Consider the following 13,670-nt stretch of genomic DNA (forward strand, 5'->3'; position numbering starts at 1 on the left):
ACACAGTGAGAGGGATCCATCATGGCTGAAAACCACCCCAAGGACGTCGCCAGCAGACCGCCCCGGCTAACGACGCCACCCGGCCCCCCCGGAGCGAACAGAACCTGGAGACCGATTTTGGCACCACCCGCATCGATGATGTCGTTGTGTCCAAGATCGCCGGCATCGCTGCCCGCGAGGTTTCCGGCGTCGCCGCGCTCGGCGGCGGTGGCGCCCGCATGATGGGCTCCATCCGTGAATCCTTCGGTGCTTCCGAGGACGTACGCCAGGGTGTTTCCGTCGAGGTGAACAACGGCACCGCCTCCATTGATATCGCTATCATCGCCGAGTACGGCGTGGCCATCCACGAGCTTGCCGAGGCTATTCGCCGCAACATCATGAATGCGGTCGAGCGCATGACCGGCCTGTCCGTCGATCGCGTCGACGTCGTCGTCCACGACGTCAAGCTACCGCGCGAAGAAGACGAGTCCGCCGAAACGGCCCCGGCAGTTACCCAGGGCCAGGCATAACGTGACCTCTGCCGAGCTTACCCTCCCCATTGCCACGTCCATAGCGGAGTCGGTGACGGATCTGAGGGGCGTCGCCAAGCTTTCGCCCGGCCGGTTCGGGGAGGTCGCGCTGCTCTTCCCCGGTGAGCGCGTGCACGGCATCCGCCGCCCCAGCCCGCAGGATGACACGCACCTGGAGCTGCACATCGTCGTTGATGTCAGCGCTGGCGTTCCCCTCGCCGAGCTTGGCGACGCCACCCGCACCACTGTCCGCGCCACCTGGCCCGCGGTGCGCCGCGTGGACGTTGTCTTCGACGACGCGGTCTAAAAGGAACCGACATACAGAACTAAAGGAAAACCATGAAGAACTACACCTCCCTCGGCGTGATCGCCGGCTTGGTTCTGGCCTTTTTCATCTACCTCGGCGTGTGGTACGTCGCGCTCGCGGTGCTGCTCGCCGCAGTCGGTGGCGTGATTGGCGCGCATTTCGACGGCCGCATCGACCTCACTGCGGTATGGAAGGGCGTGGTCGGCCAGGATAGAGGCCGAGGCTAGTGAGCACCGCCAAACACGGCCGCACCCGCTTTTCTCTGCGCGCGATGGAGAAGGTGATTAGCTCCGCCATCGCGAGTGTGCCGGGAACCGCGGCTGTCGACGCCAAACTTGCCGGCCTGGCCGGCCGCGCCTTTCCGCGCGTGATGGCGCAGATGGATCCGGATACGCAGATGGTCGCTGTCGACGTCGATATCGCCGTCTACTGGCCCTCCCCCGTCACCGACGTTGCAGCGGCCGTTCGCACGGCGATACGAGAGGCCGTGCGTGATTTCACCGGTTTCCGGACCACCCGCGTCAACGTCACCGTGGGTGGCGCCGTGGCAGGCGAACGCACGACTGCCTTGGCGGTCGAGACACGGGCGCCGCTGCCGGCGCAGATCCCGGCGATTGTTCCGGAGCGTGTCCTCAAGCCCATCACCACCGCGCACGGCGCGCCCGTGCGCCACATCGCGGCCCCACGCGAGGCTCCGGTACGTGCCGTGGCGGCACCGGAGGGACCGCGGGTGCGGGGTGTTGCCACGCCATCCGAGGTTGCGGTTCGCACGGAAGGTTTCGGCCCTTCAGAGCAGCGCTACGACGAGCTGCGGCCAATCGTTACGGCAGCGCCGCGGCCGCTGCGCGTTATTGCTGACCCCGCGCCCGTCAACGTTCGTTCGGTGGCGTCGCCCCAGGAATTCGCGTTGCGCCGCATCACTACTCCCCGCCCGGTCCAGCCGCGGCACGTGGACGTTCCACAGGCACCAGCGCTGCGCTCCCCGCACGCCGAGCCGCTCCAGCTGCGCCCGATTGAGATTCGGCCCTCGGCCCAGTTCACACGCCGGGTAGACGTCCCGCGCCCGGCGCCGCTGCGCGCCATCACGATCAACGATAGGAGGCCATTATGAGTGAGAGCTCCCTGCCCGTTGGCTTTGGTCAACGCCCGAAGGCCTCCCCGCCGGCGCGCGGCTGGACCATCATCCTGGGCGTCGTCCTGCTCGTCGCCGCCGTGGTCGTGGGGCGTGAGGCCTGGGTCGTGGGTGCCGATGAGGGCGCTGCGTCGTGGTTGCAGCCGTTCATCGATGTGATGTCCTCCCCGGAGATCCACGGGTGGATGCTGGTGGCCGGCGGTGCGGCCATCCTCATCGGACTGATTTTGTTGTGGGCGGCGTGTGCACCGCGGAAGACGACGCACGTGCGGATTGACTCCGAGGATGCGTCGATGTGGTTGCGCGCGGTGGACATTGCGCGGGTGGCGTCGGCAACGGCGCGTCGGGTGCCAGGAACCACGGCGGCGCGTAGTAGGGCGCGGATCTCTAAGGACCAAGCGCGCATAACGGTGACTGCGACGGGCGATGCCGACGACGCGCAGCTTAAAGAGCGCGTGACTGAGGCGGTAACCGCAGCACTCGCGGCTATTACCCCGGCTCCGGACATCACCGTGGTGATTGAGGACGAACAGGAGGAGATCGCTAATGTCTAAGGCGCTTGCCGGCGTGGACCGTACGATCCTTGCCATTGTGGGAGCCCTTCTCATTGCTCTGGGCGCGTGGCCGATTCTCATTCACTTCGACGTGTCCTTTGCCACCTACCTGGCAACGTGGGTTGACCACGACACATGGGCGGGCTTACCGGAGCAGGGCTGGCGGCCCTATGCGCTGGGCTTGGCGACGATTGTCTGCGCCCTAGCCGGTCTGTGGCTTGTGATCAGCAACCTGCGGCACCATCGGTTTAGCTCGGTCTCTTCGGAACAATCGAATGAGGAGGGCGCGATTAAAACTGAGATGTCCGCTATTGCAGGCGCGGTGGCGGATACCCTCGCTGAGGTTGAGGGCGTGGAGAAGGTCTCGCGGCTCGTCGCCTACGACCGCTCGCGGCCGACTCTGCAGTACGAGGTCCTGGCAGATCCCGATACCCCGATCCTGCGAATTAAGGACGCCATCGAGGTCAACGACCGGGACTTCCGTGCCGCGTTCCCTGACGTGGATGTGGATACGCGATACAAGGTCCACTTCACGAAGGTGCGCAACGCGGTCCTCTAGATACCACCTACCCTGCTCACAAAACTACTCGTGAGCAGGGTTTTTCTTCTTCCGGTTGCGGGGTTGCGGGTGCTGGTTTAATCTTCGTGCCCATGGGGGATATCGACACCTACATCCGCCTTCGCAACTCGGGGATTGCGCTGGTGGAGCATATACCTGGCACACCCGATGAGCTCCGCGCGCTCGGCGCGGATGCCTCCGATGCCACCGAACTTGCCGGTCTGCACCAGGTGTACTTCGGCCCCACCCGCTTCACCGGTAAACAACGCAAAGCCCGTGCTGCAGCCCTTCAACAACGCCACAGCCTGAGCACCCTCACACTGATTGAAACCTACGTGTCGAAGGTCAAGAAGACCTTGGATGCGTGGAACCTCCGAGCCAAACTCGCCGCCACCCCCGCACACCGCATCCCCACCGTGGCCACCGCACGGCTTAAAGAACTCAAACGTAAAAGAACCGCCAAACCCGGTGTGCGCATCACCTACAGATCCGAAGGGCCCAACACCCTCTCGATAACTGACGATGCCACCACGATTGCCAACATGCGCGCAGTCCTAGAATCCACCAACAACACCGACCTACTCAAAGCCGCCAACGACGTCTTCTTCAACCAAGCCACCGGCACTAAGCCTTCCGTGCGCACCCAAGTCATCGTCACCCTGAATGAGTTGGACCAAATCATCAACGGTGACGGCGACGAGATCGAACTCAACCTCACCAACGGTGCGCGCATGACCGGGGCAGAATTCCTCACCCACAAGTTTGCCGAAATAGGCTACGCCACCATCGTGCACCCCATTGAAGGGCCCATCAACACCTGGCGGCTCGAGCGCGGAGCAAACTTCAACCAACGCCTTACCCTGCACGCTGAATTCCACACCTGTTCTAGGCCTGGGTGTAATAAGCCAGCTGATTACTGCCAAATCCATCATTTGGTGCCCTGGCAGGCTGGTGGCTACACCAACATCAAGAACCTGACGTTTTTGTGCGCCTACCACAACGGCATTAACGACGATGACCCTTTAAAACCCACCGGGCGAGGCTACATGTACCGGCTGAATACCGGGGTCAGCTTCATCCCACCCTGGGGTACACCAATCACCGCGATGCCGGAATACCAGGAAGCAGTCGCCAGACTCACCACCGAAAAAGCAGCCACAGCGCCAGCACAGCCACCGGACCCACCACCCGACAGCAGCTAACACCCAAACACAAAAAGCGCCGGTAACCTGCGACAAAGGTGCTCCCAATGAAAGAACCCGTCAGACAAAGCCATGCTGACGGGGATATCGGTGATCCCAGGTTGCGCTTCACTCGACGCCGGATACAACAGGGGCAGCCACGGCAGGATCCTTAAGCCCTTAAAGAACGAGACCCAGCAACCACAGCCAGGGTGACAGGGAACTTGGCGAACCCACGCAACGATTCAGGCGTTAACCTCACAGTTCAGCGGGCACATCGGCGATCTAAAACGCGGAACAGCGTGCTAGCGGCTATCTGCTCGAGAAGTGCAGAAGACCTAGCGGGTTACGAGCGTCGCGAGGATTTCGGCGCGCTGAACAGGGCCACGCTAGTAAGGCGAGGCGGACTCGTTCCAAGGCGCGGATTCAGCGAGAATGACCTCCTGGATACGCCCAAAGGTGTGCAGCGTGCCCCGGGAAAGGTGGACGCGAAACGGTTCCCCGATTTCCCCGGCCTCGATGGTGTGCCACGAGAAGTCGGTACGGACAAGCTCCCGGTTCTTGCGCTCCACGATGTGGAGGCCATGGTCAAGGATGATGGTTTCGGAATCGGTACGGATGAACCACACTCGGTCCCCCACGCTGCGCCGCTTAAGACCCGTCAGGTTGCGATGGTCCTCCCGCAAGCGCGTGACGGACTCAACGACACCAAACCGATGCTCGAAGCCTTCGGCATCGGCAATCACGAGCGGTCGTCCTGGTCCAACGGGCCGGAGGGCTGACACCGTCCACGCCACCGGCTGGCCACGCTGCCCGTCCTTGGATATCGGTCTCACCACCGCCACAGACTCCGCCTGTCGGCTCTGCTCCACATTGCGAGGGGCCGCAGTCGTAGGGGCTAGTGTCACGCGGTGTGTGGGCGTAACGACGAGCCAGAGGCCCTCGGTGACGAGATTGGCGTCGAGAGGCACAAGCGGGGGATGCACAGCCGCCATCGCCTCCAGCCGCGCGCTGAGTTCGTCGTCAGGCACGCCCCAGCCGTAGCCCTCCGCCGCCAACATGCCAAACAGGGTTCCCAGGGGAAGGTCCGGTTGGCCTTCCCACGCGGCGCGCAGTGCGGCGAGGGTGCGGTCAATGCGGGTTGGGTCGAACATAACTCTCAAGCCTAGTAGGCCCACGATCACCAAAGCCGCCCAACCCCATCAGGGATTGAGCGGCTCACAGACCTGCTAAATCAGGAAGGGCCTTAGGCCCTAGCAAGAATTAGCCCAGGATCTTGGTAACGCGGCCAGCGCCGACGGTACGGGAGCCCTCGCGGATAGCGAAGCGCAGGCCCTCGTCCATAGCGACCGGCTGGATGAGCTCTACGGACATCTCAACGTTGTCGCCCGGCATAACCATCTCGGTGCCCTCAGGCAGCTTGACGACGCCGGTAACGTCGGTGGTGCGGAAGTAGAACTGCGGACGGTAGTTGTCCATGAACGGGGTGTGGCGGCCGCCCTCTTCCTTCTTCAGGACGTAGACGGAACCCTCGAACTTGGTGTGCGGGGTGTAAGCGCCCGGCTTGATGCAAACCTGGCCACGCTCAACCTCTTCACGCTTGGTACCACGCAGAAGCAGACCACAGTTGTCGCCAGCCTCGGTGTAGTCCATCATCTTGCGGAACATCTCGATACCGGTAACGGTGGTGGACATCGACTTCTCCTTGATGCCGATGATCTCGATGTCCTCGTTGACGTTCAGGGAGCCACGCTCAACACGGCCGGTAACAACGGTACCGCGGCCGGTAATGGTGAAGATGTCCTCGATCGGCATCAGGAACGGCTTGTCCAGCTCGCGGACCGGATCCGGGATGGAGTCATCGCAAGCCTGCATCAGGTCGATAACAGACTGTACCCACTTCTCGTCGCCCTCAAGAGCCTTCAGAGCGGAAATGTGAACGATCGGAGCTTCCTCATCGTAGTCCTGCTCAGCGAGCAGCTCACGGATCTCCATCTCGACGAGCTCGATGATTTCCTCATCGTCAACCATGTCACACTTGTTCAGTGCAACGAGGATGTACGGAACGCCAACCTGGCGAGCCAGCAGAACGTGCTCGCGGGTCTGCGGCATCGGGCCATCGGTTGCAGCAACAACCAGGATAGCGCCGTCCATCTGAGCAGCACCGGTAATCATGTTCTTGATGTAGTCGGCGTGGCCCGGGGCGTCCACGTGTGCGTAGTGGCGCTTCGGGGTGGAGTACTCAACGTGGGAGATGTTGATGGTAATACCGCGCTCCTTCTCCTCAGGAGCCTTATCGATCATGTCGAAGGCGAAAGCGGTGTTCTCCTCCGGGTAAGCGTCAGCCAGAACCTTGGTGATCGCTGCGGTGGTGGTGGTCTTGCCGTGGTCGACGTGTCCGATGGTGCCGATGTTCACATGCGGCTTCGTACGCTCGAACTTCTCCTTTGCCACTGTTTGTCCTCCTGGACTCTATGGCGGCTACGTATTTCGCAGCCACGTGGTTTGTATTGCCATTGGCACTTCGAGCCGAAGCTCATAAGCGCTAATGACGCTTTCTTACGTGCCAGTTACACGATCCTAGATTTATGCCGCAGTTTTTTCAAACTGCCTAAATAGGAGGTAACCCCGCCCAACACGTGCGGACGTTGACCCTCGACAAGAATCAAATTAACGGATCCTGGGAGGGTAACGGCCGGCTCAACCCACATCAAGCGTGTGCGCTCAGCCGACCGCTACCCCAAGGCGCGGAACTGGTCTTCCACTGGCGAAGACTACCAGCCCCGCATGTACGCCTCTGCGGCAGGGGCCTAAAAGTTAGGCCTTGGCGCCGGTGCGCTCCTCGATGATCTCCTGTGCCACGGAGGACGGAACCTCAGCGTAGGAGTCGAAGACCATGGTGAAGTTTGCACGGCCAGCGGTGGAAGAACGCAGGTCACCGATGTAGCCGAACATCTCAGACAGCGGAACCTTGGCCTTGACGACCTTGGCGCCGGAGCGGTCTTCCATAGCGAAGACCTGGCCACGACGGGAGGAGATGTCACCGTTGACGGTACCCATGTACTCCTCCGGGGTCACAACCTCAACGGCCATGATCGGCTCCAGCAGAACCGGCTTAGCCTTAGCGACGGCCTCCTTGAGGACCTGAGAGCCGGCGAGCTTGAAGGCCATCTCAGAGGAGTCAACGTCGTGGTAAGCGCCATCCTCGAGGGTGGCCTTGATGTTCACCAGCGGGAAGCCAGCGACAAAGCCGTACTGCATAGCGTCCTGGATACCAGCGTCGACGGACGGGATGTACTCCTTCGGAACGCGGCCACCGGTGACGGAGTTCTCGAACTTGTAGGTTGCGGACTCGCCCTCTTCCAGCTCTTCCGGCTCCGGGTTGTACGGCTCGATGGTGACGATGACCTTTGCGAACTGGCCAGAACCACCGGTCTGCTTCTTGTGGGTGTATTCCAGGGACTCGACCTTCTTGCGGATGGTCTCGCGGTAAGCAACCTGCGGGTTACCGATGTTGGCCTCAACCTTGAACTCGCGCTTCATGCGGTCAACCAGAACGTCGAGGTGCAGCTCGCCCATACCGCCGATAACGGTCTGGCCGGACTCCTCGTCGAGGTGAACGGTGAAGGTCGGGTCCTCTTCGGCGAGCTTCTGGATAGCGGTACCCAGCTTCTCCTGGTCAGCCTTGGTCTTCGGCTCAATAGCAACCTGGATAACCGGGTCCGGGAAGTCCATGGACTCAAGGATGATCGGGTTGTCCGGGTTACACAGGGTGTCACCGGTGGTGGTTTCCTTCAGGCCGATGAACGCGTAGATGTTACCGGCGTCGGCGTGCTCGACCGGGTTCTCCTTGTTCGCGTGCATCTGGAAGAGCTTGCCCACGCGCTCCTTCTTGTTCTTGGTGGAGTTGAGCATCTGCTCGCCCGGGATAGCCTGGCCGGAGTAGACACGCACGTAGGTGAGCTTGCCGAAGAAGGGGTGCACGGCAATCTTGAAAGCCAGTGCGGAGAACGGCTCCTGGACGGAAGGCTTACGGGTCAGGGTCTCCTCACCGTCGAGGGAGGTGCCGTTGACCTCGCCGATGTCCAGCGGGTTCGGGAGGTAGTCAACAATGGCGTCGAGCAGCGGCTGGACACCCTTGTTGCGGTAAGCGGTACCGCAGAGGACCGGGTAGATCTCGGAGTTCACGGTCAGCTTGCGGATAGCGCCCTTGATTTCCTCAATGGTCAGCTCTTCGCCGCCGAAGTACTTCTCCATGAGCTCTTCGTCGGACTCAGCGACGGTCTCGAGGAGCTTCTCGCGGTATTCTTCAGCCTTCTCCTGCAACTCGGCAGGGATCTCCTCGATAGTGGCTTCGGTTCCGGTTTCTACCTTGCCGCGCCAGGTCAGCGCCTTCATGTTGATCAGGTCGACGACGCCATCGAAGTCATCTTCAGCACCGATCGGCAGCTGCATGACCAACGGCTTAGCGCCGAGGCGATCAATGATGGTCTGGACGGTGAAGTAGAAGTCCGCGCCCATCTTGTCCATCTTGTTGACGAAGCAGATACGAGGGACGTCGTACTTAGCAGCCTGGCGCCACACCTGCTCGGACTGCGGCTCCACACCTTCCTTGCCGTCGAAGACAGCAACAGCGCCGTCGAGAACACGCAGGGAGCGCTCAACCTCAACGGTGAAGTCCACGTGGCCCGGGGTGTCAATGATGTTGATCTGGTTGTTGTTCCAGAAACAGGTCACAGCAGCGGACGTAATGGTGATGCCGCGCTCCTTCTCCTGCTCCATCCAGTCAGTGGTGGCGCCACCATCGTGGGTCTCACCGACCTTGCGGTTAATACCGGTGTAGAAGAGGATGCGCTCGGTGGTAGTGGTCTTACCCGCATCGATGTGCGCCATGATGCCGATGTTGCGGACCTTGTTCAGATCCTTAAGCACTTCTTGTGCCACAGTTAATACCCCAACTTAATTGTCGTCGACGCCGACGCCAGTTATGCACTGACGAAACATAGGTGACGTCTTCATGGATAGGTCTTGGTCTATTTTGCCACGTCTGGGCTTCTACGTCAGCGTGAGACGTGGAGCCCACGCCATAAAAATGGCCCGAACAACGCTATTCAAGTTTAGGTTCCGCACTGTTTAGCGTGGAGCGCTCCGCCAAGGGGAGCGAGAACACGCAGTGTCAGCGCAGGTAAACGATAATATCGCTGTTCGAGCCATGATGCCATGTGGCGGGTTATACCGGAGGGATTACCAGCGGTAGTGAGCGAAGGCGCGGTTAGCCTCAGCCATCTTGTGAGTATCCTCACGGCGCTTCACGGAAGCACCCAGGCCGTTGGATGCATCGAGGATCTCGTTTGCGAGACGCTCGATCATGGAGTTCTCACGACGCTGACGGGTAAAGGTAACCAGCCAACGCAGAGCCAGGGTGTTGGCACGTGCCGGCTTAACCTCAACCGGAACCTGGTAGGTAGCGCCGCCCACACGACGGGAGCGAACCTCGAGGTCCGGGCGAATGTTGCCCAGGGCCTTCTCCAGGGTGCCGACCGGGTCGGTACCGGTCTTCTCACGGCAGACCTCGAGAGCGCCGTACACAATGCGCTCAGCGGTGGACTTCTTGCCGTCACGCAGGATCTTGTTCACGAGCATGGTGACCTGCTCGGAGTTGTAAACCGGGTCCTTAACTACAGGACGCTTCGGTGCAGCATTCTTACGCATTGTTGATTACTGTCCCTTCTTTGCGCCGTAGCGGGAACGAGCCTGCTTACGGTCCTTCACGCCCTGGGTATCCAGTGCGCCGCGGATAATCTTGTAGCGAACACCCGGGAGGTCCCTCACACGACCACCGCGGACGAGCACCATGGAGTGCTCCTGCAGGTTGTGGCCCTCGCCCGGAATGTAGGCGGAAACCTCGATACCGGAGGTCAGGCGCACACGGGCAACCTTACGCAGAGCCGAGTTCGGCTTCTTCGGGGTGGTGGTGTACACGCGGGTGCACACGCCACGGCGCTGCGGGGAGCCCTTCAGGGCGGCCGTAGCAACCTTGGCCTTCTTGTCGTGGCGGCCCTTGCGGACCAGCTGCTGAATAGTTGGCATAAATCTAGTCTTTCTCTATGACTTCGGCTTGAACTGACCGCTTTCACACGTCCAAACATGCAAAAATAGGGGCTCTTCTCCGGGGCCCTTCCGCATGTCCAGAACGAATCTCTCCCAGCGGATGGTTGAGATACCGATCAGACTTTTCATCTCCTATAAAGATGAAACCTTGGACAGACTACCACCACCCCACTGATCTGCCCAAATCTCACGTGCCCGTACTTCCCAATGGTTAGTGACCGGCGTACACAGCACGGCCCGGCTGGCCACGCCAGTGGCGCCACGCAATGCTGCCCACAAGGACCCACTAGAGAGTTAGCTCCACTCCCACGTCAGGTCCGCCTCCACCGCGCGCTCGGCGAAGTGCTCTTTTTCCTGCCGCTCCCAGGTTTCAAACCACTCTTCATAGCCAGGGTCGCGCTCCAGGGCGCGCTCGCGGCGCTTCTCGCGTGGCCCGTCGATACGCACCGTCACCACGGAGCCGCGCTCTTTGGCGGCGGCCACGGTGGCCTCGGTGACAGAACCAACTCCTTCGACGATCAGATCATCGCGCTCATCCAGGCTCGCCCAGTCCTTCGGCGCGTTGGCATCCCAGTCCCAGCGCCAATAGCCCGGGTTATTCTCCCGCAGCACTTGCTCTGAAACCATCTCTGAACCCTCTTGCAGCCCATGCCAGCCGGGGTAGAACTCGTCAAGGTGGACTACCCGCCACCCGGTACGCTCAGCCAGCGCTGCAGAAGCCCAGGTCTTGCCGGCGCCCGAGGGGCCGTCGATAAGCACGGTGACTGGGCGCATCGGGCGCTTGCGCGACGCGGCGAGCGCCACCACATCGGCCAAGAGCCGATCCATCTCGGCGGCGTGCGTCTGGGCAGTGTCCTTACCGCTGTCCTGGTCGGCCGTGCGGTCCGCGTCCTGCATGTATTTCTTCACCACTTCTGGGTACGTCTAGCGTGCAGCTTTGAGAGAGTCGTCCTAGAGTCCGAAGAATCTCCAGGACCCACTGAGAACCGAAACTACCACCGGAAGCGCCGCAAGGCCCGTTCCCACCACCATCACCAGCCAGTCTCTGCTGGCAAGGCGGGACGGCCGCGCCCATGTGCGTTGCCCACCGCCCGGTGGGGTTCGCCCGAAACCGCGCGCCTCCATCGCCGTGGCCAGCTTGCCCCCGCGCCGCAGGGCTAGCACCAAGAGCCCGAAGGACATGGTGATGAGGTGCTTGATGCGGCCCTCGTCGGTCAGCCCACGCGCGCGCCGCGCCATGGCCAGGTACTGCCAATCGGATTTGAACAACGTCATCATGCGCACCCCGGCCACCGCACCGATGACGAAGCGGGAAGGTAGCTTGAGGATCTGCGAGAGGGCGTCGCCCAACTCCGTCGGGTCAATATCCCGCGCCAGCACCACCATGGGCAGCGCCACCGCCAGCACGCGCATCGTAATGGCGATGGCCAGCTCCATCGAGTTGTCCGTAACCGTGATCAGCCACCAGCTGAAGTACTCCCGCCCGCCCGGTGCGCCGTAAAGCAGCATCGAAATGCCGGACAACGGAGCGATAAGAAAAAGGAACCAGCCAGCTTTAAACAGGCGCGGCCACGACACCCCGCACAGGGGCGCAAAAACTAAAGTCATGGCCAAGGACACTGCCGCAGAGACCCAATCCACGGAGAGCAACAGCGGGCTCACCCACACGAACATGAGGAAAATTCGGGTCAGCGGGTTCACGCCGTGCAGTAAACCTGCACGGCCAGCACGATCGGCGCGACCAGCGCCGTCTGCGTTCGCCGACGACGTAGTTGTCTCAGCCACGGCTCACCTCCACTCGGTGGTTACCCAATGCGGAGATGAACAACGGATCGTGGGTCACCGACGCAATCGTCGTCCCCTCATCCGCCATGCGCCGCAGCAACCACACCAACTCGGTGAAGGTGTGGGGGTCTTGGCCGAAGGTGGGTTCGTCGAGAAGCAGCACCTCCGGCGCCGTGACCAACGCAGTGGCCACCGACAACCGGCGCTTCTCCCCACCGGAGAGCGTAAACGGATTGGCGTTGAGCACATGCCCCAGGCGTAGTGCCTCCACGAGTTCCGCGATGCGCCCCTCTGGCACCTCGCGGTGCATGACACGGGGTGCCACGCGCAGCTCCTCTGCCACCGTGCGGGCGACGAATTGGTGCTCGGGGTTCTGGAAGACGAAGCCAATGCGGTCCGCCAATTCCCGGGACTTCCACGTCAACGGCGAGCCTTTCAGCCCCCGCCGCACGTACTCTGCCACACCAATCTCCCCGGCCACTGCTGGAAGCAACCCCGCCACCGTCATCAGCCACGTGGTCTTGCCCGCACCATTCGGCCCGGTAATCACCGTGGACATCCCCCGGGGCAGCGCGTAGCTGCGCGGCGGCCCGAAACGGGTGACCAGGTCCGTGCTCCACAGCGCCGCCGATTCGGGTGCTCTTCCAGTGCTGCTTGGCGACGTCCCGCCAGCATCCCGCGCCCGCGGCAAACCGCTGATAGAGCGCGAAGCAACAACAGCCTCCACGGGACCGTCGGCGACGATGCGCCCATCCTTCAGCTCAATCGCACGGTCAAGCACACCCCTCCACGCCGCGTGCTGGTGTTCCACCACGATAAGGGTGGCCCCGGTGCGCTCCACCATGGTGGACACGGCCTCAATAACCTCGCGCGCGCCCTCCGGGTCGAGGTTCGCCGTCGGCTCATCGAGCAACACCATGCCCGCCAATCACACCCGCCCAAGCCAAGCGTTGCTTCTGCCCGCCGGACAGACGCTCCGTGGGAAAAGACAGGTCCATCGCGGGCCCCACCATCGATAGCGCCGCCGACACCCGCTGCCAAATCTCAGAGCGCGGATACGCCAAATTCTCACAACCAAGGCAACGTCATCGCCCACGCGCGCGGCAATCACCTGGGAGTCTGGGTCCTGCAGCACCAAGCCCACCGGAATCGTCCGGCCGGGCGGCTCGATGTGACCAGAGGCATCCTCCAGCAGGATTTCCCCCACCCGGGTGCCCTCGTCATCGCCGCCCAACACGCCCGCAATGGCCGCCAGCAGCGTGGACTTCCCGGACCCGGAATCTCCGCACAGCAGGACCTTCTCCCCCGGTGATATAACCAAGTCAATATCCGCCAGCGCCGGCGCACGCCTCCCCGCATGCGTCCAGCCATAGCCGCGTGCGACAAGCTTCGTCGCGCCCGCGGACATATCTTCTACCGAACCCACATCAGCCATCAGAATCAGCCACCAGCCACCTTGCAACAGCCATTACTTCAGCTACCAGTCAATGCTCAGCATCAACAATCAACAAGCATCCACAGCAAGCAACGCA

Annotated in this window: 14 protein-coding genes and 1 pseudogene; 7 read left to right on the forward strand and 8 right to left on the reverse strand. The window is 61.9% G+C overall.

The window, feature by feature from the left end:
- Positions 1 to 104 precede the first annotated feature (104 nt).
- From HWX44_RS07390 to HWX44_RS07420, 7 genes are all read left to right on the forward strand, one after another.
- Positions 105 to 509: an Asp23/Gls24 family envelope stress response protein gene (locus HWX44_RS07390; protein ID WP_175974083.1), complete on the forward strand. Its 405-nt coding sequence runs from the start codon at positions 105 to 107 to the stop codon at positions 507 to 509.
- A 1-nt stretch (position 510) separates the two neighbouring features.
- A complete protein-coding gene (locus HWX44_RS07395) occupies positions 511 to 816 on the forward strand; it encodes a hypothetical protein (protein WP_175973992.1) in 306 nt (101 codons plus the stop codon).
- A gap of 32 nt (positions 817 to 848) precedes the next feature.
- Positions 849 to 1,043 (forward strand): hypothetical protein, encoded by a 195-nt coding sequence (locus HWX44_RS07400; protein WP_010189668.1) that lies wholly within the window; start codon positions 849 to 851, stop codon positions 1,041 to 1,043.
- Positions 1,043 to 1,927 (forward strand): Asp23/Gls24 family envelope stress response protein, encoded by an 885-nt coding sequence (locus tag HWX44_RS07405; RefSeq protein ID WP_246819152.1) that lies wholly within the window; start codon positions 1,043 to 1,045, stop codon positions 1,925 to 1,927. The genes HWX44_RS07400 and HWX44_RS07405 overlap by 1 nt, the downstream gene beginning before the upstream one ends.
- Positions 1,924 to 2,502 (forward strand): DUF6286 domain-containing protein, encoded by a 579-nt coding sequence (locus tag HWX44_RS07410; RefSeq protein WP_175973994.1) that lies wholly within the window; start codon positions 1,924 to 1,926, stop codon positions 2,500 to 2,502. The genes HWX44_RS07405 and HWX44_RS07410 overlap by 4 nt, the downstream gene beginning before the upstream one ends.
- Entirely contained in the window at positions 2,495 to 3,061 is a 567-nt protein-coding gene (locus tag HWX44_RS07415; RefSeq protein WP_175973996.1) for an alkaline shock response membrane anchor protein AmaP, read from the forward strand. Before HWX44_RS07410 ends, HWX44_RS07415 begins: the two co-directional genes overlap by 8 nt.
- A gap of 92 nt (positions 3,062 to 3,153) precedes the next feature.
- Positions 3,154 to 4,263: an HNH endonuclease signature motif containing protein gene (locus HWX44_RS07420; protein WP_175973998.1), complete on the forward strand. Its 1,110-nt coding sequence runs from the start codon at positions 3,154 to 3,156 to the stop codon at positions 4,261 to 4,263.
- Between the two features lie 368 nt (positions 4,264 to 4,631).
- On the opposite strand, the gene HWX44_RS07425 is transcribed toward HWX44_RS07420, so the two are convergent.
- From HWX44_RS07425 to HWX44_RS07460, 8 genes and pseudogenes are all read right to left on the reverse strand, one after another.
- Entirely contained in the window at positions 4,632 to 5,396 is a 765-nt protein-coding gene (locus tag HWX44_RS07425) for a hypothetical protein (protein WP_071410140.1), read from the reverse strand.
- 109 nt (positions 5,397 to 5,505) lie between these two features.
- Positions 5,506 to 6,696: an elongation factor Tu gene (tuf, locus tag HWX44_RS07430; RefSeq protein ID WP_046648489.1), complete on the reverse strand. Its 1,191-nt coding sequence runs from the start codon at positions 6,694 to 6,696 to the stop codon at positions 5,506 to 5,508.
- Positions 6,697 to 7,059: 363 nt separating this feature from the next.
- On the reverse strand, positions 7,060 to 9,186 hold the full coding sequence (gene fusA / locus HWX44_RS07435; protein WP_070547327.1) for an elongation factor G: 2,127 nt from the start codon (positions 9,184 to 9,186) through the stop codon (positions 7,060 to 7,062).
- Positions 9,187 to 9,486: 300 nt separating this feature from the next.
- Positions 9,487 to 9,954: a 30S ribosomal protein S7 gene (rpsG, locus tag HWX44_RS07440; RefSeq protein ID WP_046648491.1), complete on the reverse strand. Its 468-nt coding sequence runs from the start codon at positions 9,952 to 9,954 to the stop codon at positions 9,487 to 9,489.
- A 6-nt stretch (positions 9,955 to 9,960) separates the two neighbouring features.
- A complete protein-coding gene (gene rpsL, locus HWX44_RS07445) occupies positions 9,961 to 10,332 on the reverse strand; it encodes a 30S ribosomal protein S12 (protein ID WP_046648492.1) in 372 nt (123 codons plus the stop codon).
- A 315-nt stretch (positions 10,333 to 10,647) separates the two neighbouring features.
- Positions 10,648 to 11,250, reverse strand: a complete 603-nt coding sequence (locus HWX44_RS07450; protein WP_070821426.1) for a hypothetical protein — start codon at positions 11,248 to 11,250, stop codon at positions 10,648 to 10,650.
- Positions 11,251 to 11,304: 54 nt separating this feature from the next.
- Positions 11,305 to 12,027, reverse strand: coding sequence for an energy-coupling factor transporter transmembrane component T family protein (locus tag HWX44_RS07455; RefSeq protein WP_049157369.1), 723 nt, complete (start codon positions 12,025 to 12,027; stop codon positions 11,305 to 11,307).
- A gap of 103 nt (positions 12,028 to 12,130) precedes the next feature.
- A pseudogene (locus tag HWX44_RS07460) lies at positions 12,131 to 13,573 on the reverse strand (ABC transporter ATP-binding protein).
- Positions 13,574 to 13,670 lie beyond the last annotated feature (97 nt).

It is taken from the genome of Corynebacterium sp. Marseille-Q2823, from assembly GCF_903645345.1.
Taxonomy (GTDB): Bacteria; Actinomycetota; Actinomycetes; order Mycobacteriales; family Mycobacteriaceae; genus Corynebacterium; species Corynebacterium hiratae.

Bases quoted from the DNA above. Each gene is read 5' to 3' on its own strand.
- HWX44_RS07400 (WP_010189668.1), top strand. From the start codon at position 849: ATGAAGAACTACACCTCCCTCGGCGTGATCGCCGGCTTGGTTCTGGCC.
- HWX44_RS07410 (WP_175973994.1), top strand. From the start codon at position 1,924: ATGAGTGAGAGCTCCCTGCCCGTTGGCTTTGGTCAACGCCCGAAGGCC.
- HWX44_RS07415 (WP_175973996.1), top strand. From the start codon at position 2,495: ATGTCTAAGGCGCTTGCCGGCGTGGACCGTACGATCCTTGCCATTGTG.
- HWX44_RS07420 (WP_175973998.1), top strand. From the start codon at position 3,154: ATGGGGGATATCGACACCTACATCCGCCTTCGCAACTCGGGGATTGCG.
- HWX44_RS07425 (WP_071410140.1), bottom strand. From the start codon at position 5,396: ATGTTCGACCCAACCCGCATTGACCGCACCCTCGCCGCACTGCGCGCC.
- rpsG (WP_046648491.1), bottom strand. From the start codon at position 9,954: ATGCGTAAGAATGCTGCACCGAAGCGTCCTGTAGTTAAGGACCCGGTT.
- rpsL (WP_046648492.1), bottom strand. From the start codon at position 10,332: ATGCCAACTATTCAGCAGCTGGTCCGCAAGGGCCGCCACGACAAGAAG.
- HWX44_RS07450 (WP_070821426.1), bottom strand. From the start codon at position 11,250: ATGCAGGACGCGGACCGCACGGCCGACCAGGACAGCGGTAAGGACACT.
- HWX44_RS07455 (WP_049157369.1), bottom strand. From the start codon at position 12,027: ATGTTCGTGTGGGTGAGCCCGCTGTTGCTCTCCGTGGATTGGGTCTCT.